Below are 23180 nucleotides of genomic sequence, written 5' to 3' on the forward strand. Positions count from 1 at the left end.
AATGTGTCGTCAATTCCTAAAAAAGACGATAAGGGGTTAGCTTATCGCCTGGTTTCAAAAAAATTACTCTACAGTTACTGTCTCTTCTGAGCTTTCTTCAACTGTTGCTTCATCTTCACCTTGTCGGGATTCGATCAAAGCGTCAGCCATTTTGCTCGTAAGTAGGCGTACTGCACGAATTGCATCATCATTCGCTGGAATGATGTAATCAATTTCGTCAGGGTCACAGTTTGTATCAACGATTCCAACGATAGGAATGTTCAATTTAATTGCTTCCGCAACAGCGATACGTTCTTTACGCGGGTCAACAACAAACATAACATCTGGTAATGATTTCATATCTCTAATTCCACCAAGGAATTTTTCTAGTCTTTCGTGTTCTTTATTTAATTGAACAACTTCTTTTTTAGGTAGGACATCAAACGTGCCATCTTCTTCCATACGTTCGATTTTTTTCATGCGAGCTACGCTCTTTTGAATTGTAGCGAAGTTAGTTAGTGTACCACCAAGCCAACGTTGGTTGATGTAATACATTCCTGAACGTTCTGCTTCTTCTTTAATCGCATCTTGTGCTTGTTTTTTCGTACCAACGAACAGTACTTTTCCACCATCTTCACCAACTTGACGCATGTATGCGTATGCTTCTTCAAGCATTTTCACCGTTTTTTGAAGATCGATAATGTAAATGCCGTTACGTTCTACAAAAATGAATTTTTTCATTTTTGGGTTCCAACGACGAGTTTGGTGTCCGAAATGAACACCTGCTTCTAGTAATTGCTTCATTGAGACTACTGCCATTTTTATTCCTCCTGTTTTGGTTTGAATTCCTCCGCGCAAATCATCCAGTGGAACAACCTTTCGGCACCATTCCAAAGTCCATGCACGTGTGTAGTAATACCATTTGCTAATATAACATATTGAATTCGACAATGCAACAAACAATTGTTTGTTGTTCATTTTTTGTTGTCAAAGTGCATAGAAGTTAAAAAAAGCATTCCTTCCTTCAATAGAACGAGGAAGGAATGCTATTTATATTGTTGTAATCAGAATTTGTTTTATTAGTTTTTTTGTTTTTCAAGTTCAGCAAGGAATTTGTTGTTTAGAACTTTAATATAAGTTCCTTTCATTCCTAATGAACGTGATTCGATGACGCCAGCACTTTCTAATTTACGAAGTGCGTTAACGATTACTGAACGAGTAATTCCTACACGGTCCGCAATTTTCGAAGCTACTAATAGGCCTTCTTCTCCGTCTAGCTCTTTAAAGATATGCTCAATTGCTTCATGCTCACTGTAAGATAGTGAATTGATCGCCATTTGAACAACAGCTTTACTACGTGCTTCAATTTCAATTACTTCAGTTTTCTCGCGCAAGATTTCCATGCCGACTACAGTTGCACCATATTCAGCAAGAATTAGATCTTCATCTTGGAATTCTTGTGTCATTCTTGCAAGGATAAGCGTACCTAAACGCTCTCCCCCGCCGATGATTGGAACGATTGTTGTTAAGCCTTCTTTGAATAGATCTTTATTCTCTACCGGGAATACTGTGTATGCACTTTCAATATCCAAGTTTGAAGAAGTTTCGTTCACTTCAAAAAGTTTCTTCGTGTATTCTTCAGGGAACTGACGATTTTCAAACATATCTTTCATGCGTTCGTTTTCAATTTGGTGATATATTTCAAGACCAAGCAATTTTCCTTTTCTGCTTACGATAAATGCGTTACATTCGATAACTTGACTTAGCTTCTCAGCCATTTCTTTGAAGTTTACTGCATCTCCACCGGATTCTTGTAGCATTGCGTTAATTTTACGTGTTTTTAATAATAGTGACATTTTTATTCTTCCTCCTAAAATTATGTTGATGTGTTTATGGAATATTCTAAAGGTTTTCAATCGTTAAATAAAGCGATACGATTCAGTTATAGAATATATTGTGACAAATCTTTGTTTTTTGCGATTTCTTGCAACTTCTCTTCGACATATGCTGGCGTTATTTTTATTGTTGAAGGGCCGATATCAGCGGCTTCATATGATACTTCTTCAAGTAATTTTTCCAAAATCGTATGAAGTCGTCTTGCACCAATGTTTTCAGTGTTATCATTCACTTCAAATGCAATTTCAGCAATTTTACTAACCGCTTCGTCCGTAAAGTCTAAAATGACGCCTTCTGTCTCCAATAACCTTTCATATTGACGAATCAACGAGAAGTCTGGTTCCTTCAATATTCGTTCAAAATCATTTTTGGATAACTTATCTAGTTCAACTCGTATCGGGAAACGGCCTTGAAGTTCCGGAATAATATCAGAGGGCTTCGCGATATGAAATGCGCCTGCTGCGATAAACAAAATGAAATCAGTTTTCACTGCACCGTATTTTGTGGAAACCGTAGAGCCTTCCACTATCGGCAAAATATCGCGCTGAACACCTTCGCGTGACACATCTGCAGATGAGCCGCCATTTCCTTCACTCCTAGCTATCTTGTCCATTTCATCGAGAAATATGATACCTGATTGCTCGGTTAACTCAATTGCTTTTCTAGCAATTTCATCATGGTCAATCAGCTTATCTGCTTCTTCCGATTCGAGCACGACACGCGCATCTTTCACTTTCATTTTACGCTTTGTCACCTTTTTAGGCATAAGGGAAGAAAGGGCGTCCTGCATGTTCGCACCCATTTGCTCCATCCCCGACCCTTGGAAAGCATCGTAAAGCGATGGCTGCTGCTCAGTTACCTCGACCGTTACAGTCTCCTCTTCAAGTTCACCCGCTAAAAGGCGTCTTGCAATATCAGAGCGCTTTTGGCTGACTTCGGCTTCTTTTGCATAATCGCGCTCTTCTGCTTCTTGCTTTTGACCGAATAGCATTTCGAATGGATTTTGACCGCTACTTTGTTTCTTTTTACTAGGGACGATTAGTTTAACCAATCTTTCATTTGCAAGCTTAGTTGCCTGTTCCCGGACTTCTTCACGCTTCTCGGCACGAACAATTCGAATACCAGCCTCCGTTAAATCTCTAACCATCGACTCAACATCTCGGCCAACATAACCGACTTCTGTAAACTTTGTTGCTTCTACTTTCAAAAAAGGTGCATTTACCAACTTGGCGATTCTTCTTGCAATTTCAGTTTTCCCTACACCAGTCGGTCCGATCATCAGAATGTTTTTAGGTATGATTTCATTTTTTTCTTCATCTGCAAGAAGGCTTCTTCTATATCGATTTCGAATTGCTACCGCAACCGCACGCTTGGCATTATCTTGTCCAATAATATACCGATCTAGATGTGCAGTGAGTTCTTTCGGCGTTAATTCCTCTCTTTTTGTCATTATAGTACCTCCACAATAATCTGGTCATTTGTAAAGACGCAAATTTCGGCAGCTGTCTCTAGTGAAGCTTTCGCAATTTGTTCAGCCGTAAGAGAATCTCCGCTGTACTTTTTCAGTGCGCGGCCAGCAGCAAGCGCATAATGTCCGCCTGAACCAATTGCAAGTATTCCATCATCAGGTTCAATAACTTCTCCTGTACCTGATACGAGGAGCAATTCATCTTTATTCATCACCAATAACATCGCTTCGAGTTTACGAAGCATCCTATCGCCACGCCATTGTTTAGCAAGCTCTACAGCAGCGCGTTGGAGATTGCCATTGTATTCGGTAAGTTTCCCTTCGAATAGATCAAATAAAGTAAAAGCATCTGCGACTGACCCTGCAAATCCTGCAAGTACTTTGCCACCAAAAATTCTTCGCACTTTTTTCGCTGTATGTTTCATAACAACTGCGTTTCCGACAGTAACTTGACCATCACCTGACATTGCACAAGCACCGTCATGACGAATAGCAAATATCGTCGTTGCATGGAATTCCATAAAAACCATCCTCCCTATGCTCTCGGATGCGTATTCATATACGTCTTCCGTAAATGTTCCTTAGTTATATGTGTATATACTTGAGTTGAAGAAAGATGTGAATGCCCCAATAATTCTTGTACCGTACGCATGTCAGCACCATTTGACAATAAATGCGTCGCAAAAGTATGCCGTATCATATGCGGGTATATTTTAGAATGAAGAGAAGCACGCTCCATAAGCGACGTTAATATATAGCGGACACCACGACCCGTAAGAGGATCACCTCGTAAATTTACAAACAAAGTATTATGATCCTTCTGTTTCATCAATTTCGGTCGACTGATTTCGATATAGGCATTGATTGCATCTTCGGCAAAACTGCCAAAAGGGATATATCGTTCTTTTTTACCTTTCCCCATTACCAGCACAATACCGAGATGCGTGTCGATGTCGTCTAATTGGATTGAAGTTAGCTCGCTTACTCGTATTCCAGTTGCATATAGCATTTCCAATAATGCATGATCCCTTAAGGATTTATTATCAGTGCCTTCACATGCAGCAAATAAGGATTCCATTTCATCTTCGTAAAAAAAAGCCGGAAGGCGCTCTTGTTTTTTTGGATGATAGAGCGATTTAAATGCATTGTCAACAATCCCGTATCTGGTGTTCGCAAACTTAAAAAAAGAACGAACGGAAGATATTTTTCTTGAGATTGTTGCCCTGGATAATCCTTTGTCATAAAGTGTCGTTACATAAAGTCTCGCTTCCGAGTACATGACGTCGTTTAAATCTGCAAGTCCCTCACTAGTGATGAATGAAAAAAACTCTTCGATATCTTTTTTATATTCTGTTACCGTATAGGATGAATAATTCCGCTCTAACGTAACGTGCGTAATATATTCATCGAGAACTGTTGAAGGTTGGACTGACATAGAATTCGCCCCCTCGATGCAAACCTTTTCTAGTATAACAAATAATAATTTAAATTGAACAGTAATTCGCTTGATTTTTGGGAAGATTTTCATCATTGCCTAATCGTTCAATCACAGAGCCCATTAAACGAATTGCCAATTAATTGGCAAGATACGGATTAGTTTCTAAATTCAGTAGTCGGCCCATGACTTACTATACAATAGTGACTATCGTACATCAACTATAACACTTACTAGATTAATGTTTAGGGTCTTTTTCGATTGATTCTTCGCACAAAAAAGAGGAGCAGGCGCCCCTCACTTTTTGCGAGTTTCTATTGTAAATCCTCTTTATACTCGCATTCCGTACATTGTATATTAACGCCTTTTTTGGATTTCTTTTCGATTAGCGTATTGTCACATTTTGGACAAGGTCTGGCAATCGGCTTATCCCATGATACATAATCGCATTCCGGGTAGCGGTCGCAACCGTAAAAAATACGTCTAGTTTTACTTCTACGTTCGACAACTTGCCCCTCTTTACACTTCGGACACGGAACTCCGATTGGCTTCATGATTGCTTTTGTGTTTCGACAATCAGGGAAACCCGAACATGCCATGAACTTTCCGTATCTGCCAAGTTTGTAAACCATCGGTTCGCCGCACTTCTCGCAATCTTCACCGGCTGGTTCATCTTTAATTTCAATTTTCTCCATTTCAGCGTCGGCAAACTGGACATGTTTTTCAAAGTCTTTATAAAACTTATCGATTACATTGATCCATTTTTTATTTCCTTCTTCGACATCATCGAGTTCCTTTTCCATTTCTGCAGTGAACTCTACGTCAATGATATCAGGAAAAAATTCGTTAACAGCATGATGTACAATGCCGCCGAGCTCTGTCGGTATAAAACGCCTTGCATCTAACGTGACATATCCACGTCTTTGTAATGTGTCAAGCGTCGGGGCAAATGTTGATGGTCGCCCTATCCCCAACTCTTCAAGCGTACGAACGAGTCGAGCTTCTGTATATCTTGGAGGCGGCTGCGTGAAGTGTTGAGTCGGCTCAATATCTTCATATTTTACATGCTCGCCTTTTTCAAGCGGCGGCAGAAGTCGATCTTTCTCTTCCTTTTTATCGTCATCGCCCTCGACATACACTTTCATGAACCCCTCGAATTTAACCTGGGATCCAGTTGCACGAAAACGAACATCGCCGTTTACTAAATCTGCTCTTACAGTATCAAGAACTGCTGGCGCCATTTGACTGGCGACAAGGCGTTCCCAAATCAGCTTGTATAAACGGTACTGGTCTTTTGACAAGTATGCCTTCATCGCTGCAGGCGGTCGCATTACCGAAGTCGGGCGAATCGCTTCGTGAGCATCTTGTGTATTCGATTTGGTTTTTTTAGCAGCAGCTTTAGTTGCCGTTAAAAATTCTTTTCCATAAGTGGTTTCGATGAATGATTTTGCCTCTTCAACGACAGTATCGGAAATTCGGGACGAATCTGTTCTCATATACGTTATTAACCCTACGTTTCCTTCTTTGCCGATTTTGATGCCTTCATACAATTGCTGAGCTACCATCATTGTTTTGCGTGCACGGAAATTCAGTTTGCGCGCTGCTTCTTGCTGCAATGAGGATGTCGTGAATGGCAACGCCGGATTGCGTCTACGCTCTCTTTTAAGAACCTCTGCAACTTCGAAACTATCTCCTTCAATTTTCCCTAGTATCGCATCAACCTCTTCTTTATTGGACAGTTCAACTTTTTTCTTCGCATCTCCAAAAAAGGCGGCTTCAAACACCGATTTCCCTTTTCCGAATTGACCTGTAATGCTCCAATATTCAACTGGTTCAAATGCATTAATTTCATTTTCCCGGTCAATGATCAAGCGGAGTGCAACGGACTGAACACGTCCGGCAGAAAGCCCTTTCTTGACTTTTTTCCAAAGAATCGGACTTATATTATATCCGACTAGGCGATCCAAAATTCTGCGCGCTTGTTGCGAATCTACCAGGTCCATATCAATTGGACGCGGATTTTTAAAAGATTCTTTGATAGCATCTTTGGTTATTTCGTTAAAGACGACTCGGCAATCGGAATTGATATCTACGCCGAGTTGGTGCGCTAAATGCCAGGCGATTGCTTCCCCTTCTCTGTCGGGGTCAGCTGCGAGGTATATTTTCTTAACTTTTTTTGCATCTTTCTTTAACTCTTGCAGGATCGGGCCTTTACCGCGAATTGTAATATATTTCGGTTCGTAATTATTTTCGGTATCGACACCCATTTGACTTCTCGGAAGATCTCTTAAATGACCAAGTGATGCTCTAACTTTATATTTTTTCCCTAGATAGCGTTCAATCGTTTTGGCTTTAGCTGGGGATTCTACAATTACTAAATAATCTGCCATATAATTTTCCCCCTTATAGAGGTTTTGTATTTATTCCAGAAAAGAATATCTGTTGCAAAATGTATACTAGATTTCAAATAAAAGCAAATTATCGAGTATGAATTATTTTTTATCAGGTTTGTTCAAGGAGTGAGCCAACCACTTGAAAACCATTCCATAATGGCTGTGCGCCTTCATCGATTAGCTTATTCGGCCCTTCCGAAAGGCTTGACATCACCGATCCCGGAACTGCGAAAATATGTTTACCATGGTCTAGTGCATGTTCAACTGTACTCATCGTTCCACTCTTACTAGCTGATTCTGTCACAATCACCGCGTCAGACAAACCACTAATGATACGGTTGCGCATCGGAAAAGTCCATCTTACCGGTTTTACATACGAAGGATACTCTGAAATCAGCAGATGGTTTTTGCTTATTTCATTAGCTAGTTCTCTATTTTCATAAGGATAGAGATGAAATAGCCCATGCCCGAGAACGGCAATTGTTTTTCCGCCATAAAAAATCGCAGCCTTATGTGCCATCGCGTCTGCGCCTTTTGCAAGCCCGGACACAACAACTGCATTATTCGCCACAAGAGGCGGAACGATTAGCGACATCACATTTTTCGAGTAAACAGTGGCTTTACGGGACCCGATAATAGCCACCTTAAACTTTTCAGCCAAAATCGATATGTCGCCTTTAGTATATAAAATAGTCGGGGGGTCTATCAATTCTAATAATCGCTTAGGGTATAAGGAATGCGTGAAAGGAATTGGGGTTATTCTATGCTGTTTATAAATCAAATCATACGGAGTTGATAAGTTTTTCAGGAAACTCTCCTTTAAATAGACCGCTTTTTCCATCTTGATGTGGAGTAAAAAAGCCAAACGTTCCGCCGGATATGTATGAAGCTTTTCAAGATTGGGGTCGATCTCGAAAAGAGCATTCAATCGGTTTTTCGGAACTGGGAAGAGATAATGTAACGCCAACAGCCTTTTTTCACCGTCTGTAAATTTCAATCGCATGCCTCCCTATCATTAAAAAAGCGCAGTGTATTTTCAGAATACACTGCACTTTCTATATTAATGGGTTTTACACTTTTCGTAAAGACCTTTTTCTTTAATTACTTTAATTAATGTTTCACCAATGACCGATGGCGTATCAGCTGTTTCGACGCCAGCAGCGTTTAGAGCTTTGATTTTTTCAGCTGCAGTACCTTTTCCGCCGGAAATGATAGCGCCAGCATGGCCCATGCGTTTTCCTTCAGGAGCTGTTTGTCCGCCGATGAATCCTACGACAGGCTTCGTCATGTTTTCTTTGATCCATTCAGCCGCTTCTTCTTCCGCTGAACCGCCAATTTCACCAATCATAACAACCGCATAAGTCTCAGGATCTTCGTTGAATTCCTTAAGAACATCGATGAAGTTTGTCCCGTTTACAGGGTCTCCGCCGATTCCAACAGCTGTTGTTTGACCGATACCCGCTTGACTTAACTGATGAACAGCTTCGTACGTCAATGTACCTGAACGGGAAACAACGCCGACGTGTCCTTTTGTATGAATGTATCCTGGCATGATACCAATTTTACATTCGTCAGATGTGATAACACCCGGACAGTTCGGGCCGACAAGACGTGTTTTCTTGCCTTCCATATAACGTTTTACTTTCACCATATCTAAGATTGGAATATGTTCTGTAATACAAATAGCCATATCAAGCTCAGCATCTACTGCTTCCATGATTGCATCTGCAGCAAATGGTGCTGGAACATAGATTACCGATACGTTTGCGCCTGTTTCTTTTACAGCTTCTTCAACTGTATTGAAAACCGGAACGCCTTCCGCAGTTTCTCCGCCTCTTCCAGGCGTAACTCCAGCGACGATTTTCGTTCCATATTCAAGCATTTCTTTCGTATGGAAAAGCGCTGTAGAACCTGTAATTCCTTGTACGAGAACTTTTGTATCCTTATTAATATAAATACTCATGTTTGTCCCTGCCTTTCTTAGCCTACGAGTTCAACAATCTTTTGTGCACCGTCTGCCATTGAATCTGCAGCGATGATGTTAAGTCCTGATTCGTTCAATAAAGCTTTCCCTTTATCGACGTTTGTACCTTCTAGACGCACGACAAGCGGCACTTGCAGACCTACTTCTTTAGCTGCAGTGATCACGCCTTCTGCAATAACGTCACATTTCATAATTCCGCCGAAAATGTTAACAAAGATTCCTTTAACAGCTTCATCTGAAAGAATGATTTTGAATGCTTCTGTAACTTTCTCTGCAGTTGCACCGCCCCCAACATCAAGGAAGTTAGCGGGCGAGCCGCCGTAATAGTTGATTGTATCCATCGTAGCCATCGCAAGACCCGCACCGTTAACCATGCAACCAATATTTCCATCAAGGGAAATATAGCTTAAGTCATACTTTGAAGCTTCGATTTCTTTTGAATCTTCTTCATCAAAGTCACGGAGTTCTACGATATCTTTGTGACGATATAATGCGCTTTCATCGAAATTAAACTTCGCATCAAGTGCCAGGATATTTCCTTCTGCTGTAGTAACCAATGGGTTGATTTCTACTGTGGATGCATCTTTTTCAATGAATACTTTGTAAAGACCTAACATAAAGTTAGCTGCTTTGTTAACAAGCTTTTTTGGAATGTTCATGTTAAATGCCATACGACGTGCTTGGAAACCTGTCAAGCCAACAACCGGATCAATGATTTCTTTAAAAATCTTCTCAGGCGTTTCTTCAGCTACCGCTTCAATGTCTACTCCGCCTTCCTCTGATCCCATAAGCGTTACACGGTCAGTTGCGCTATCAAGCACTAGGCCTATGTAATATTCTTTCTCGATATTGGAACCTTCTTCGATAAGAAGACGTTTAACTTCTTTTCCTTCCGGACCCGTCTGTTCAGTTACGAGAATTTTACCAAGTAGTTCTTTTGCATATGCACGTACTTCGTCAAGGTTTTTTGCAATCTTGACACCGCCTGCTTTACCGCGGCCACCTGCATGTATTTGTGCTTTGACAACGTAGACGTCTGTGCTAAGTTGCTTTGCTGCCTTAACCGCTTCTTCCGGAGAAAACGCGACAATTCCGTTTGAAACAGCTACACCATAATCACGTAAAAGCTGCTTCCCTTGATATTCATGGATATTCATCTTACATCCTCCAATCAAACTTATAACTCTTTTAATTTACTGCCGTATCTATTGTAATAAAGATGTCATACAATGTCCACATATGAAGTTCAAATTGTCGAAACTTGCATTTGTTTGTTAATTCTTACATATCGTTATTGATTAAACAAATACTGCAAGAAGTCATTTTTTTAGTACTTGATTTTGTCATTTAAACCGTTGATATCCGTTGTAGGGGGGAGGGATGCTTTCCCGCGGGCGCGCGCCGAGACTCCACTCCAATCAACTATAGATTCCATTTTAACAAATAACCGCCGCCATACTTCTCGAGAAAATGATCTTCCTTCTCTTAAATAAGAATGCTAGTTTGATTGGCAATGATTGTTTTTACCGGTTCGAAAGTTTTGCGGTGGTGTTTGCATGGACCGTTTTCTCGTAGGGCCGCTAAATGTTCGGCGGTGCCGTATCCCGCATTTTTAGTGAAATTGTACATTGGGAAATCGTTATGTATTGTATCCATTATTGAATCACGTGTAGTTTTCGCAAGAATTGATGCGGCGGCTACAGCGAGACTTTTAGCGTCGGCTTTAACTACAGATGCTGTTTGGCATTTTGTGTCGAGGGACATCGCATCCGCAATTACAAAATCAGGTTGAGGCGCGAGTCCGCTTACAGCCTTTTCCATTGATGAGCGAGTCGCTGCGTATATATTAAGTTCGTCAATTTTATCGGCGGATTGAATATGTATGGAATAAGCAATTGCGATTTGGCGGATTGTCTCAGCAAGCTGTTCTCTTTTTTCTTTTGAAATTGTTTTAGAGTCATCAAGTCCAACCAGTTCCGTCGATTTCATGGGTAATATAACTGCTGCAGTGACTACAGGGCCCGCTAACGGTCCCCTTCCCGCTTCATCGACTCCTGCGACGAGCGCTTCCGCAAACGGTGCATACGACCTATCAAAAGCAATCTTCTCTTGATGTTCTCGTAGTTGCAGTTCTCTCATTTCATAGTTCCGTTGCCAACGTGCAAGTGCTTTATGCACGCCTGATCTCTGATCATTTTTAAGTTCTTCAATCCATAATGAAGGTTCCTGTATACTTTTAAGTTTTTCTTCAATTTCTTTTATTGTCAGCATAGAAATTCAGACCTTCCATGAAAAATTTGCAAATCGCATAAAGAAGAAAAGCCGAATGCCGCATGAACTTATGCGTTAGCATCGGCTTTTAGTTTTCTTTTTCAACACTATCAAATGTAAGTTTTCCTAGGTGTTCGTTTCGGATGTCTTGCACAATCATTTCAGAAACTTTATCGTAATCAACTTCGCCGCCTGTCGTATATACATTGCGAAGTTCTCCGATATGATCGAACAACTTAATGATTTCGTCTTGTTCTTCTCCAACTGTAGAGATACCATATCTCTCCATAAGCCTGTTCGGATATTTCTGCTCTAAAAACCGAAGGCCGTATAACGCCAAATCTTCCATATTCAGAAGCGTGTCTTTTATCGCGCCAGTAATCGCAAGTTTATATCCTGCTTCTTTATCTTCGAATTTAGGCCATAAAATACCTGGCGTATCCAATAATTCGAGTTCTTTTCCGTATTTAATCCATTGTTGCGCTTTCGTGACACCTGGTTTATTCCCGGTTTTGGCGATATTCCTTTTTGCCAATCGGTTGATTAATGTCGATTTGCCCACGTTCGGAATTCCGACAATCATTGCCCGAATCGCACCTGGTCGAATCCCTCTTTTTCTCATGCGCTCGGTCCTAGGCTTCAGAATCTCTTTCGCCGCTCTTGTAACTACCTGCAACCCTTGCCCTTGAAACGAATTAATGGCAACCGCTTCTGTTCCCTCGGCTTTAAAATACTGAATCCATTTTGTCGTTTCGGCGCTATCCGCCAAGTCCGCTTTGTTAAGGATTAACAACCTGGGTTTCTGATGGATCACTTCATCAATCATCGGATTTCTAGAGGATAGCGGCAAGCGCGCATCGACTAATTCGAAAACGATATCGACTAATTTTAATTGTTCTGTTACTTCTCTTCGGGCTTTTGCCATATGCCCGGGAAACCATTGAATTGTCATATCTTTAAACCCCTTCTATCATTCAACAAAACCAAAATCTTTTAATGGCCAAAACACAAATTTTGTACTCCCGATAATTTCGTCAATCGGTACGACTCCGATATGTCTAGAATCCTTGCTCTTTCTACGATTATCACCGAGAACGAATACATGATCTTTCGGTACTACTTCGCTATTCAGTTTTCCTTCAAGCGTAAAATCTTCCGTTAAAGGACTGTCCGCAACTGATTCTTTGTACTGATTTAAATAAGGTTCTTCAAGGGGTTCCCCATTGATGTATAAAATATCATCACGATATTCCACCGTGTCTCCCGGTAACCCAATAATTCGTTTAATATAGTCTTTTTGCTCGGGTGCATGGAATACTACAATATCAAAACGGTCGGGCTTACCGATTGTATAGCCAATTTTGTTGACAATCATTCGGTCGCCATCTTCTAGTGTCGGCATCATCGAAATGCCGTCCACGACAATCGGTGTAAAAAGAAACACTCGAATAAGTGCTGCTAACCCGAATGCGATTAATAATGCTTTAATCCATTCCCATGATTCATTTTTGGGCTTTTTCTCTTTCATTCCACATGCCTCCCGCATCTACTATCTCTACTATACATTCTATTTATATTTTGGGCAAAAAGAAAGGAGGCCACATTTCGGGCCCCCTGATTTTGTCTTATTTATTGCGAATTTCTTTGATACGTGCAGCTTTACCACGAAGACTGCGTAGGTAGTACAATTTCGCACGGCGTACTTTACCGCGACGAACAACGTCGATTTTCTCGATTTTTGGCGTATGCACTGGGAATGTACGTTCAACCCCAACACCGTTAGAGATTTTACGAACAGTGAATGTTTCACTAATTCCGCCACCGCGACGCTTAATGACAACACCTTCGTATAATTGGATACGCTCACGCGTTCCTTCAACAATTCTTACGTGCAAACGAACAGTGTCCCCCGCACGGAATTCTGGCAGATCAGAACGAAGCTGATCTTTAGTAATTTCTGCAATAATGTTTTGCATTATTTTCTCTCCTTCTCCACAGATGCTCTTGCACACTTGCCTTTGCAGCGGAACACCAGTCAGTATGTACTCCACATAGAAGTACATAGTAGATAGTATCACAAATCAAGGCATCGTGCAACAGAGTCGGTTTATTTTTTTTGATTTTCGAGTTGAAGTAATAACTTCTTTTGATGATCGGTTAATGATGCTGTTTTTAATAAGTCTTTTCTTCGTTCATACGTCCGAATCAGAGATTGTTCTTCGCGCCATTGATCTATTTTCGCATGATTGCCGGATAGTAATACTTCAGGCACTTCCATCCCATTGAAGTTTGCCGGTCTCGTGTATTGCGGATGTTCTAGTAATCCTGTTGAAAATGAGTCCAAAACGGAGGAATCTTCATTACCGAGAACATTAGGCAAAAGTCGAACGACACTATCCACTATCGCCATCGCTGCTATTTCCCCGCCTGTTAAGACGAAATCGCCAAGTGAAAGCTCTTCTGTAACGAGGTGTTCGCGGATTCGTTCATCGTAGCCCTCATAATGACCGCAAACGAAAACGAGGTGTTCTTCTTTTGCGAGCTCTTCCGCTTTTTTCTGGGTGAATCGCTCACCTTGCGGGCACATCAGAATTACCCGCGGTGTCGTATTCCCTTTAGATGACACGGCTTCTACAGCAGCAAATAATGGTTCTGGTTTCAACACCATCCCCGCTCCGCCGCCATATGGGTAATCATCCACTTTTCGATGTTTGTTTTCGGAGTAATCCCGAAAATCGACAACATCAAATTCTACAGCATCGTTCTCTTGGGCTTTTTTCATGATGGATGAATGAAGCACGCCTTCGAACATTTCTGGAAATAAAGAAAGGATATCGATTTTCATGAAAGCAACCCTTCAATCGGATCGATTACGATTCTTTTATTTTCAATGTCGATTTCTTTTACGACATCATCAATGTAGGGGATGTATTGTAATTTTCCTTTTTCGGGTTTTACCGTCCACACATCATTTGCACCCGTTTCGAAGATTTCCGTCACTTTTCCGACTTCTGTTCCGTCTAGCGTCACTACGAGACAATCGACAATTTCATGATAATAAAATACGCCATGTTCTAACTTTCCAAGTTTGTCTTCAGACACTTTCAAAACGCCATCTCGATATACTTCAACATCTTGTACATAGGGATGATTTTCGAACGTCAAAAGATCAAAACTTTTATGCTTTCGATGACTCGCGACAGTTAAGGTTATCGGTTTATTGCTTCCTGGCATAAAAAGGCCGAGTTCGCTTCCGATTGCATAACGTTCTTCCGGGAAATCTGTACTTGAAATCACGCGGACCTCCCCCATGATTCCGTGGGTGTTAACGATTTTCCCTACATTATACCAATTCATTTGACACACCATCCTTAAGTAAAAGTTCAAAAAGGAGGAAGGAACATAAGCTCCTTCCTCCCCCTCTATCAATCTACAATATCGACAAACACACGCTTGCCGTGGTGACTACCCGCAGCTGAATAGACAATCGTGCGGATTGCTTTAGCAACGCGTCCTTGCTTTCCAATTACTTTGCCCATATCCTCGGCATGCACAGAAAGTTTATACGTAACTCTGCTTTCCTGTTCATCTTTCTTGACCCGAACATCTTCGGGAAAATCGACTAATGGTTTTACAATTGTTTCAATCAGCTGCTGCATGTAGACCCCTCCTTATTTACTGTGTTTAGCGTTATGGAATTTTTCCATGATGCCTTGGTCAGAAAACAGGTTGCGGACTGTGTCAGACGGTTGCGCACCGTTCTGAAGCCATTTGAGCGCTAGCTCTTCATCAATTTTTAATTCTGCCGGTTTTGTAAGCGGGTTGTAAGTTCCCACAGTCTCGATTTGACGACCGTCACGTGGTGAACGCGAGTCCGCTACTACAATACGATAGAAAGGAGTTTTCTTTGCTCCAATACGTTTAAGACGAATTTTAACTGCCATTTTTTTATTGCACCTCCGAATAGTTTCACACAAGATATTATATTAACAAGCTTTTCTTTGTTTGTAAAGGGTTTTCTCTTAACACCTTAAAAATCTTTTTCAAATCGACCTTTTTACTTGAAAAAAGAATCAAATCCAGGCATTTTCATACGTTTTTTTCCTCTTTGTTGCATGTTCGTCATCTGTTTAACCATCTTTTTCATCTCTTCGAATTGCTTCAAAAGTCGATTCACTTCTTGTATCGTGGTGCCTGATCCTTTTGCGATACGTCTGCGCCTGCTTGCGTTAATGATTTCAGGAGCAGTGCGTTCTTTTGAAGTCATCGATTGTATCACCGCTTCTACACGCCCCATCTGACCTTCATCAACTTGAGCATTTTCTAAACCTTTAATCTTGCCCGCGCCAGGCATCATCTTGAGTAATTCATCAAGCGGCCCCATTTTCTTCACTTGTTGCAATTGGTCAAGAAAATCGTCGAGCGTAAATGATTGTGTCCGGAACTTCTCTTCGAGCTCTTTGGCCTTCTCTTCGTCCACATTATCTTGCGCTTTTTCAATAAGAGACATAACGTCGCCCATGCCAAGAATTCTTGATGCCATTCGTTCAGGGTGAAACGGTTCAAGTGCGTCCATTCGCTCCCCGACTCCGACAAATTTAATCGGCTTGCCGGTCACTGAACGAATTGAAAGCGCAGCTCCACCTCTTGTATCTCCGTCAAGTTTCGTTAAGACAACCCCTGTAATTCCCACTGTCTCATTAAAGTTTTGCGCAACATTAACAGCATCCTGTCCGGTCATTGCATCCACGACTAGAAACACTTCATCCGGAGACGACAATTCATGAATATCCGCTAGCTCTTGCATCAATTTTTCATCGACATGCAATCTACCAGCAGTATCGACGATTACAATATCATGATGCTCTTTCTCAGCTTCTTCCAGCGCCTGACGAACGATTTCTACAGGCGAGATATCTGTTCCGCGCGAAAATACCGGAATCGTCAATTGCTTGCCTAATGTTTCAAGTTGTTCAATCGCGGCTGGACGATAGACGTCTGCCGCTACTAGTAACGGCTTTCTGTTATGCCTTTTTCGCAATAAAGTTGCGAGTTTGCCGGAAGTGGTTGTTTTACCGGCACCTTGTAGCCCAACCATCATAATAACAGTCGGGGATTTTCTAGAGAATTTAATCTGTTCTTGTTCGCCGCCCATTAAATTCGTCAATTCATCTTTAACAATTTTAACAACCTGTTGACCCGGTGTTAAACTTTTCATAACATCTGAACCAACAGCTTTTTCACTAACTGTTTTCACAAATTCACGAACGACTTTTAAGTTAACGTCCGCTTCAATGAGCGCAAACCGAACTTCTCGCATCATTTCTTTAACGTCAGCTTCGTTAACCTTGCCTTTGCCCCTAATCTTTTGGAGCGTCCCTTGCAATCGCTCAGCTAATCCTTCAAATGCCATGCTTGACGCACCTCCTACATGTAATCTTTCAATGTCTCCAATAATTCTTGTACTTTATCGGATTGATCTAGCGAATCCGTTAATAACTTTTCCATTTCTTCAATAATCTCTAATCGTTTTTGAAACTTCGAAAACAAGTTCAATTTTAATTCATAGTCTTCGAGCATCACTTCTGATCGACGGACATTATCGTAAACAGCTTGACGTGATATCCCATATTCCTCTGCAATTTCACCTAGCGAAAAATCTTCTAAATAATATAATTCCATATAAATTCTTTGTTTATCAGTTAATAAAGACTGATAAAAATCGAAGAGGAAGTTAATGCGTGTTGTCTTAATTAGCGCCATACGTCAACCACCTCAATTCATTTTGTCCCAAGTTAGCATAATATGAAGAGTTTCCTCTGTCAAGTGATTTTACTTGTCTGCCTCGAATTGTTTGTCTAATTCATTGGCAAATAAACCATACACATATTTCTCTGGATCGAAAGGTTGCAAATCGTCCATATTCTCTCCGAGCCCGACAAACTTCACAGGGATGTTTAATTTCTTTCTAATTGCTAGAACAATCCCGCCTTTTGCTGTTCCATCAAGCTTTGTAAGTACAATACCAGTTACATTTGTCGCTTCTTGGAATGTCTCCGCTTGAACTAGTGCATTTTGACCAGTCGTTGCATCCAGTGCCAGCAATACTTCATGCGGCGCTCCCTCGACTTCATTGCTAATGACGCGACGGACTTTTTGCAGCTCATTCATCAGGTTCACTTTGTTTTGAAGTCTCCCCGCTGTATCGCAAATTAGGACGTCCACTTTTCGGTTTTTGGCGGCATGAACAGCATCGTACATGACTGCTGCCGGGTCGGAACCTTCCGATTGCCGAATCACTTCTACGCCAGCTCGTTCTCCCCAAACGACCAATTGATCGATTGCGCCTGCTCTAAATGTATCTCCCGCTGCAAGCATGACTGTTTTTCCTTCGGCCATTAAACGCGCCGCTAGCTTTCCGATCGTCGTCGTCTTTCCGACGCCATTTACGCCAACCATCAAAATGACAGAAAGTCCGTCTTCCTGGATATTTAAATCGCTATTCGCCTCTTCGCCGCTCTCATAAATTTCAACGAGCTTTTCAGAAATCACCGTTTGAATACCTTCTGTATTTTTAATGTTTTTCCTTTGAACTTCAATCTTCAGTTCATCAATTAGCTCCATGACAGTTTCGAAGCCCACGTCGGCTTGCAAAAGAAGATCTTCGAGTTCTTCGAAAAACTCTTCATCCACTTCTCTGAAACGCGCAACTAAATCATTCACCTTAGATGTGAATTGGTCTCTCGTTTTTGTTAGACCATCTCTGAACTTCTCGGTTACCGCTTCATTTGTTCCTGTAATCTTTTCTTTCATTCGCTTGAAAAAAGACAATCAATACCCCTCCATCTTTTACATTATCGCTTCTTCTGGTATTTCAGACAGCTTTACCGAAATTAGTTTTGACACACCAGATTCTTGCATTGTAATCCCGTACAGTACATCTGCCCCTTCCATTGTTCCCTTTCGATGGGTAATCACAATGAACTGGGTTTTGTCTGAAAACTTCTTCAAGTATTTACTATAACGGATAACATTCGCTTCATCGAGAGCCGCTTCAACTTCATCCAAAATACAAAACGGAACAGGACGGACTTCGATTATAGCAAACAATAAGGAAATAGCCGTCAATGCACGCTCTCCGCCCGATAACAAGCTTAGGTTTTGCAGTTTTTTCCCGGGAGGTCGAGCGACAATATCGACGCCTGTTTCCAATAAATTATTCGGGTCAGTTAATATTAAATCTGCATTTCCGCCGCCGAACATTTCCTTGAAGACATGTCGGAATCGATTTTGCACTGCATTAAACGTAGATGAAAATCTCGAAGTCATTTCCTCGTCCATTTCAGACATTGCGATTTGCAACGTTTTTTTCGCTTCGAGCAAATCATTTCGTTGGGCAGTTAAAAACTCATGCCGTTCTGAAACTTCTTTGTATTCATCGATTGCTCCAGGGTTAACAGGACCAATTGATGCCAATTCTCGTTTCAGTTGAATTAGCTTCTCGCGCATCGCCTCTTCATCAAATTCGATGGTAGATTGAAAATCTGGTCGCAAACCATATTCGTTAAGTAATCGCCCGGAAATGGCTTCGTACTTGACTTCTAAGCGAGATAACTCGATTGTAACGTTATTATGTTTAACGTTCATCTTTTCTACATCCGATCGAAGATTGCGTAAAGCTACTTCTTTTTCTTCAATGCTTGCCGATTGTTTCAATCTTTGTTCTCTATATTTTACAATCGCGGTTTCTACTTCTTCTTTTTCAGCTATCGACTGCTCAATATGTTTCGAGATTTCTTCAGCGGTTAAATTTTCTTCGCCGTCTACGCCATTGATATAATCCAGTTCTTTAGAAATCGACGTTATTCTTTCTTGTGCTGCTCCTATTGCAAGCTCCATGTCGCGGATCGCTGTTTTTTCATAGGAAATCTGTTCGCGCAGCACGGCTGCCCGCTCGCGCAATTCTGTTAATCTGGATGTCAATGAGGCCTCTTCATTTCGACGATTCGTTGCAAGTCTTTCAAGCGTTTCGATTTCATTTTTAATTGTTTCTAATTTATTGATAAGTTGTTGGTGATTTTCTTCTAATTCGTTTTTCCTATTCGCGAGTTCAGAACCTGTCGTTTCTGCACCGCGTCTTCCCATTTCGACAGAAGCTCTTTCAATTTCGAGTGCATTGATCGCAATATCCGTTTCACGAATGCTTGACCCCGCAGCGGCCATCTCCAATTGTAATTTTTCATTGGCCTGCCGGGATTGTTCTGCTTTTTGCATAAACTCGGCAACTTTCATTTTTGAATCGCCAATTGAAACTTCTGCCACTCCGATCGAATTCGCCATTTTGGCAAGTTGACTTTGTAACGTTTCGAGTTCAGCCTTTCTGGAGAAGACGGTAGCACGACCTTTTGTACCGCCGCCCGTTAGTGAACCGCCTGCATTTACAATATCTCCATTAAGCGTGACGACGCGGAATCGATAATTTACTGCTCGGGCAATTTCTGATGCTCCTGTAAGCGTTTTGGAAACGAGGACGTTGCCTAATAGGTTTTCTGTTATGATTTTGTATGGACCTTGCACATTCACAAGATTGTCAGCAGTATTTATAAATTCGGGATGTTGCTCAATCGCCCTTAAAGCAGTTGGTTGAATTTTTCTGGATTTCATAACATCCAGCGGAAGAAATGTCGCGCGTCCAGCATTGCGGGATTTTAAGTAACCAATCGCTTTTCTAGCATCAACCTCTGACGTGGTTACGATATGTTGCATCGCTCCCCCAAGAGCCGTTTCAACAGCATTGACATAATCATTGTCAACGGTAATCAGTTCAGCTACCGCACCGTTTATTCCACTCAACTTGCCAGATTTACGAGCGACAAGCACCTCTTTTACACCCGAATAAAACCCTGAAAAGTCTTCTTCCATACTTTTTAAAGCACGCATTCTTCCCTGCATCTCATGCTGCTTATTATAGGCTTGTTGAAGAAGTTGCTCTTTCTTGCTTAATTCGGCTTCATGTTTACGAAGTTCATTTGTGTTGCTTTTAAAAGCGGTACTTACTTGTTTCATTTCCGCGGATAATTTAGCAAGCGCTCGTTCCTTTTCTGTTTTTTCAACAGTCAATTCTTCAAGGCGTTTGTTCAACGACTTTGTCTGTTCAACTATTTTTTCTGAAGAATACTTTTCACCTGCGAGTCTTTCTTCTATATGCTTCAATTCATTTCGAAGTGTAGCTTCTTCATTCAAACTGTCAATATAGGTCGCTTTCAACTCTTCAATTTCATTTTCCGTTTCAACGACAGTTCGCTTCAGTATTTGAGAAATTTCATTCATCTCAGTTGATATCGTTTTGTATTCAGCCGTTAAGGAACTTAATTTGGCATTGGATTGCTCTAATTTTGCCAGCAACGTAGTTTTTTCTTCACGAGTAGACGAAAGATCCACTTGTAGCCTTTCAATTTGGACAGTGGCATTTCGTTCTTTCTCAACAGAAAGAAGTCGGCGCCCCTCCCATTTTTCCGCCTCCGAGCTCACATCTACGAGCTTTTTCTGCAATGTTTCCAACTCTCGATCGACTGTTGCGAGTTGATGCTTCAACTGGCTAGTCTCTTTCTCAGCATTTTCTGTAGCTATTTTAAGTTGCTGTTGTTTTTCTTCGAACTTCTCAGCTTCCTCTAATTTGGCTTCTATTTCCACACGGAGCTTCCCGGCATCGTAATTTAATAATAAACTGTCGGCCTCACGTGTTTTTTCAGAAAGGATAGCATGCTTTTCTGCTGCTTCTGCACGCTCTTTAAGCGGGGCGATCCGAATCTCGAGTTCTTTTAAAATGTCGAGTACGCGGTCTAAGTTGTCAGATGTTTCGAATAACTTGTGTTCAGCCTTGCGTTTTCGATTGCGATATTTCAAAACGCCTGCAGCTTCATCAAAAATACTCCGGCGATCTTCCGGCCGGCTATTTAATATCTCGTCAACGCGACCTTGCGAGATGATGGAAAAAGCTTCTTTGCCAAGCCCTGAATCCATAAATACGTTATTAATATCTAGTAATCTGCATTGTTGCCCGTTCAATAAATATGTACTTTCTCCGGAACGAAAAACCCGTCGACTCACACTGATTTCAGTGTAGTCAAGCGGAAAAAGACCCTTACTATTATCTAAAATAAGGGTTACTTCGGCAAAGTTTAGCGGCTTCCGTGAATCGCTTCCAGCAAAAATGACATCTTCCATTTTCGCTCCGCGCAACGATTTTGCGGATTGTTCGCCGAGTACCCATCGAATTGCATCTGTGATATTACTTTTCCCGCTCCCATTCGGACCGACAACTGCTGTCACTCCGGGAACAAAGTCGATGCCAATCCGTTCGGCAAATGATTTAAAGCCTATTATTTCGAGTCTTTTCAGAAACATTTAAATCTCCCCTTCAACCTGCTCACTCTTAAGTTTACCAATCGCATGTCGGGCAGCTTCTTGTTCCGCTTCTTTTTTCGATTTCCCGTTACCTGTACCAAGCTCTGTGTCGCCGAGCCTTACGACTGTGATAAATGTTTTTGCGTGGGCCGGGCCCTTCTCTTCGATCACTTCATATTGAAGATGTCCGTTATTCGACTGCTGAATGATTTCCTGTAGTCGACTTTTGTAATCCATCACATGCGAAAAAGCACCGTTGCTGACTTGCGGAATAACGACTGTATCCAGAAATTTTGTTACTGCATTCATGCCTTGATCGATATATAAAGCTCCGATGAACGCTTCAAAAACGTCTGCAAGGAGAGCTGGGCGCATTCTTCCTCCGGTTTGTTCTTCACCTTTACCGAGTAAGACATATTGGCCGAACTCCAATTCATTGGCAAACTTGACGAGTGCCGGTTCGCATACAATTGCAGCTCGCAGCTTCGTTAATTCGCCTTCGCTCATTCCTGGCTCTGTTGAATATAGATATTGCGATACACCGAGTTCAAGTACGGCATCGCCTAAAAATTCAAGTCGTTCGTTATCCATGAAGTTCTTTCTTCGATGCTCATTCACATAAGATGAATGGGTAAAAGCATTGTATAAAAGGGAAGGATTTTCAAAAGTGATTGATAATCTTTGTTGCAGCTCATCGAATTTGTTTCGCACTGCTATTGGAAGTAGTGTTTTTCTATTTTTTTCCGTATTGCGTCTACCTGTCATAAGAACGATTCTACCTTTCAGAACATGATACCTTTAATTTTACCTTGTTCAGCCTGTAAGTGCAAAGGACAATAGAAGAAGATGGCATTTAGTTGCATAGGGAAATCCAATCGGTGGAGCTTGCTTGCACTCGACTTGGTTTTGATTGCAACTCGTGACCTTTGCCTCACCTAAAATGCCGCTGTCGGCCCCCAACTAACTAAAAAAGAGACGCACACTATCCTTTCTTGCGATCGGATGGATGCGTCTCTTATATTTTGGCGTGAAATAAAATTGAATTTCACGCCCTTGCGATGAACTAAGTAATTATGTCTGTTAATTAGTTTACTTTTGCTTCGATATACGAAACTGCGTCACCGACTGTGCCGATTTTTTCTGCGTCGTCATCGGAAATTTCCATATCGAATTCATCTTCTAATTCCATTACGAGCTCAACTACATCTAAAGAGTCTGCACCGAGGTCATCACGGAAGGATGCTTCAATTTTAACTTCACTTTCATCGACGCCAAGGCGGTCGACGATTACTTTCGTTACACGTTCTACTACTGTTGCCAAATCTGTCACCTCCCCTCGATGATTAT

General features: G+C 41.4%; 23 protein-coding genes. All 23 read right to left on the reverse strand.

Features of this window, described 5'->3' with window-relative positions; all coding sequences use genetic code 11:
• Positions 1-63 precede the first annotated feature (63 nt).
• The 23 genes from rpsB to G8782_RS04645 all read right to left on the reverse strand — a co-directional run bounded on the left by rpsB (position 64) and on the right by G8782_RS04645 (position 23154).
• Entirely contained in the window at positions 64-798 is a 735-nt protein-coding gene (rpsB, locus tag G8782_RS04535) for a 30S ribosomal protein S2 (RefSeq protein ID WP_172369697.1), read from the reverse strand.
• A 260-nt stretch (positions 799-1058) separates the two neighbouring features.
• Complete coding sequence (gene codY / locus G8782_RS04540) at positions 1059-1835, reverse strand: GTP-sensing pleiotropic transcriptional regulator CodY (RefSeq protein ID WP_172369698.1); 777 nt, start codon at positions 1833-1835, stop codon at positions 1059-1061.
• A gap of 86 nt (positions 1836-1921) precedes the next feature.
• Complete coding sequence (gene hslU, locus G8782_RS04545; protein ID WP_172369699.1) at positions 1922-3325, reverse strand: ATP-dependent protease ATPase subunit HslU; 1404 nt, start codon at positions 3323-3325, stop codon at positions 1922-1924.
• Positions 3325-3864, reverse strand: a complete 540-nt coding sequence (gene hslV, locus G8782_RS04550; RefSeq protein WP_172369700.1) for an ATP-dependent protease subunit HslV — start codon at positions 3862-3864, stop codon at positions 3325-3327. The genes hslU and hslV overlap by 1 nt, the downstream gene beginning before the upstream one ends.
• Before the next feature lie 14 nt (positions 3865-3878).
• Positions 3879-4778, reverse strand: a complete 900-nt coding sequence (xerC, locus tag G8782_RS04555) for a tyrosine recombinase XerC (protein ID WP_172369701.1) — start codon at positions 4776-4778, stop codon at positions 3879-3881.
• 314 nt (positions 4779-5092) lie between these two features.
• Positions 5093-7168, reverse strand: coding sequence for a type I DNA topoisomerase (topA, locus tag G8782_RS04560; protein ID WP_172369702.1), 2076 nt, complete (start codon positions 7166-7168; stop codon positions 5093-5095).
• Between the two features lie 112 nt (positions 7169-7280).
• Positions 7281-8174 (reverse strand): DNA-processing protein DprA, encoded by an 894-nt coding sequence (gene dprA / locus G8782_RS04565; RefSeq protein ID WP_172369703.1) that lies wholly within the window; start codon positions 8172-8174, stop codon positions 7281-7283.
• Between the two features lie 57 nt (positions 8175-8231).
• Positions 8232-9134 carry a succinate--CoA ligase subunit alpha gene (gene sucD / locus G8782_RS04570; RefSeq protein WP_172369704.1) on the reverse strand — a complete coding sequence of 301 codons (903 nt, stop codon included), beginning with the start codon at positions 9132-9134 and terminating at the stop codon, positions 8232-8234.
• A gap of 17 nt (positions 9135-9151) precedes the next feature.
• Entirely contained in the window at positions 9152-10312 is a 1161-nt protein-coding gene (gene sucC / locus G8782_RS04575) for an ADP-forming succinate--CoA ligase subunit beta (RefSeq protein WP_172369705.1), read from the reverse strand.
• Between the two features lie 328 nt (positions 10313-10640).
• Positions 10641-11426 (reverse strand): ribonuclease HII, encoded by a 786-nt coding sequence (locus tag G8782_RS04580; protein WP_172369706.1) that lies wholly within the window; start codon positions 11424-11426, stop codon positions 10641-10643.
• Positions 11427-11514: 88 nt separating this feature from the next.
• Entirely contained in the window at positions 11515-12378 is an 864-nt protein-coding gene (gene ylqF, locus G8782_RS04585; RefSeq protein WP_172369707.1) for a ribosome biogenesis GTPase YlqF, read from the reverse strand.
• Between the two features lie 18 nt (positions 12379-12396).
• Positions 12397-12954, reverse strand: coding sequence for a signal peptidase I (gene lepB / locus G8782_RS04590; RefSeq protein WP_172369708.1), 558 nt, complete (start codon positions 12952-12954; stop codon positions 12397-12399).
• A gap of 97 nt (positions 12955-13051) precedes the next feature.
• A complete protein-coding gene (gene rplS, locus G8782_RS04595) occupies positions 13052-13402 on the reverse strand; it encodes a 50S ribosomal protein L19 (protein ID WP_172369709.1) in 351 nt (116 codons plus the stop codon).
• Between the two features lie 131 nt (positions 13403-13533).
• Positions 13534-14271: a tRNA (guanosine(37)-N1)-methyltransferase TrmD gene (trmD, locus tag G8782_RS04600; protein ID WP_172369710.1), complete on the reverse strand. Its 738-nt coding sequence runs from the start codon at positions 14269-14271 to the stop codon at positions 13534-13536.
• Positions 14268-14783 (reverse strand): ribosome maturation factor RimM, encoded by a 516-nt coding sequence (gene rimM / locus G8782_RS04605; RefSeq protein WP_172369711.1) that lies wholly within the window; start codon positions 14781-14783, stop codon positions 14268-14270. The genes trmD and rimM overlap by 4 nt, the downstream gene beginning before the upstream one ends.
• A 68-nt stretch (positions 14784-14851) precedes the next feature.
• Positions 14852-15085 carry a KH domain-containing protein gene (locus G8782_RS04610; RefSeq protein WP_172369712.1) on the reverse strand — a complete coding sequence of 78 codons (234 nt, stop codon included), beginning with the start codon at positions 15083-15085 and terminating at the stop codon, positions 14852-14854.
• Between the two features lie 12 nt (positions 15086-15097).
• Positions 15098-15370 (reverse strand): 30S ribosomal protein S16, encoded by a 273-nt coding sequence (rpsP, locus tag G8782_RS04615; protein WP_172369713.1) that lies wholly within the window; start codon positions 15368-15370, stop codon positions 15098-15100.
• A 113-nt stretch (positions 15371-15483) separates the two neighbouring features.
• Positions 15484-16839, reverse strand: coding sequence for a signal recognition particle protein (ffh, locus tag G8782_RS04620; protein ID WP_172369714.1), 1356 nt, complete (start codon positions 16837-16839; stop codon positions 15484-15486).
• Between the two features lie 14 nt (positions 16840-16853).
• Positions 16854-17189, reverse strand: a complete 336-nt coding sequence (locus G8782_RS04625; protein ID WP_172369715.1) for a putative DNA-binding protein — start codon at positions 17187-17189, stop codon at positions 16854-16856.
• A gap of 69 nt (positions 17190-17258) precedes the next feature.
• Positions 17259-18257 (reverse strand): signal recognition particle-docking protein FtsY, encoded by a 999-nt coding sequence (gene ftsY, locus G8782_RS04630; RefSeq protein ID WP_172369716.1) that lies wholly within the window; start codon positions 18255-18257, stop codon positions 17259-17261.
• A gap of 18 nt (positions 18258-18275) precedes the next feature.
• The gene (smc, locus tag G8782_RS04635) at positions 18276-21833 is read right to left on the reverse strand and encodes a chromosome segregation protein SMC (protein ID WP_172369717.1); all 3558 of its coding nucleotides are present in this window, start codon (positions 21831-21833) and stop codon (positions 18276-18278) included.
• Complete coding sequence (gene rnc, locus G8782_RS04640; RefSeq protein ID WP_172369718.1) at positions 21834-22598, reverse strand: ribonuclease III; 765 nt, start codon at positions 22596-22598, stop codon at positions 21834-21836.
• A gap of 319 nt (positions 22599-22917) precedes the next feature.
• Entirely contained in the window at positions 22918-23154 is a 237-nt protein-coding gene (locus tag G8782_RS04645; RefSeq protein ID WP_172369719.1) for an acyl carrier protein, read from the reverse strand.
• Positions 23155-23180: the final 26 nt, after the last annotated feature.

Origin of the sequence: Sporosarcina jiandibaonis (assembly GCF_013184495.1) — a bacterium.
In the GTDB taxonomy this organism is placed as follows: domain Bacteria; phylum Bacillota; class Bacilli; order Bacillales_A; family Planococcaceae; genus Sporosarcina; species Sporosarcina jiandibaonis.

Excerpts from the sequence above, each read along its gene's own strand:
- hslU (WP_172369699.1), bottom strand. The coding sequence starts at position 3,325 with ATGACAAAAAGAGAGGAATTAACGCCGAAAGAACTCACTGCACATCTA.
- ffh (WP_172369714.1), bottom strand. The coding sequence starts at position 16,839 with ATGGCATTTGAAGGATTAGCTGAGCGATTGCAAGGGACGCTCCAAAAG.
- G8782_RS04610 (WP_172369712.1), bottom strand. The coding sequence starts at position 15,085 with ATGCAGCAGCTGATTGAAACAATTGTAAAACCATTAGTCGATTTTCCC.
- trmD (WP_172369710.1), bottom strand. The coding sequence starts at position 14,271 with ATGAAAATCGATATCCTTTCTTTATTTCCAGAAATGTTCGAAGGCGTG.
- topA (WP_172369702.1), bottom strand. The coding sequence starts at position 7,168 with ATGGCAGATTATTTAGTAATTGTAGAATCCCCAGCTAAAGCCAAAACG.
- smc (WP_172369717.1), bottom strand. The coding sequence starts at position 21,833 with ATGTTTCTGAAAAGACTCGAAATAATAGGCTTTAAATCATTTGCCGAA.
- rnc (WP_172369718.1), bottom strand. The coding sequence starts at position 22,598 with ATGACAGGTAGACGCAATACGGAAAAAAATAGAAAAACACTACTTCCA.
- rimM (WP_172369711.1), bottom strand. The coding sequence starts at position 14,783 with ATGAATTGGTATAATGTAGGGAAAATCGTTAACACCCACGGAATCATG.
- sucD (WP_172369704.1), bottom strand. The coding sequence starts at position 9,134 with ATGAGTATTTATATTAATAAGGATACAAAAGTTCTCGTACAAGGAATT.
- dprA (WP_172369703.1), bottom strand. The coding sequence starts at position 8,174 with ATGCGATTGAAATTTACAGACGGTGAAAAAAGGCTGTTGGCGTTACAT.
- xerC (WP_172369701.1), bottom strand. The coding sequence starts at position 4,778 with ATGTCAGTCCAACCTTCAACAGTTCTCGATGAATATATTACGCACGTT.
- rplS (WP_172369709.1), bottom strand. The coding sequence starts at position 13,402 with ATGCAAAACATTATTGCAGAAATTACTAAAGATCAGCTTCGTTCTGAT.
- codY (WP_172369698.1), bottom strand. The coding sequence starts at position 1,835 with ATGTCACTATTATTAAAAACACGTAAAATTAACGCAATGCTACAAGAA.
- rpsP (WP_172369713.1), bottom strand. The coding sequence starts at position 15,370 with ATGGCAGTTAAAATTCGTCTTAAACGTATTGGAGCAAAGAAAACTCCT.
- ylqF (WP_172369707.1), bottom strand. The coding sequence starts at position 12,378 with ATGACAATTCAATGGTTTCCCGGGCATATGGCAAAAGCCCGAAGAGAA.
- G8782_RS04580 (WP_172369706.1), bottom strand. The coding sequence starts at position 11,426 with ATGCTGACAATAAAAGAAATTGAAGAAAAACTTAAAAGTATACAGGAA.
- hslV (WP_172369700.1), bottom strand. The coding sequence starts at position 3,864 with ATGGAATTCCATGCAACGACGATATTTGCTATTCGTCATGACGGTGCT.
- rpsB (WP_172369697.1), bottom strand. The coding sequence starts at position 798 with ATGGCAGTAGTCTCAATGAAGCAATTACTAGAAGCAGGTGTTCATTTC.
- lepB (WP_172369708.1), bottom strand. The coding sequence starts at position 12,954 with ATGAAAGAGAAAAAGCCCAAAAATGAATCATGGGAATGGATTAAAGCA.
- sucC (WP_172369705.1), bottom strand. The coding sequence starts at position 10,312 with ATGAATATCCATGAATATCAAGGGAAGCAGCTTTTACGTGATTATGGT.
- G8782_RS04625 (WP_172369715.1), bottom strand. The coding sequence starts at position 17,189 with ATGGCGCTAATTAAGACAACACGCATTAACTTCCTCTTCGATTTTTAT.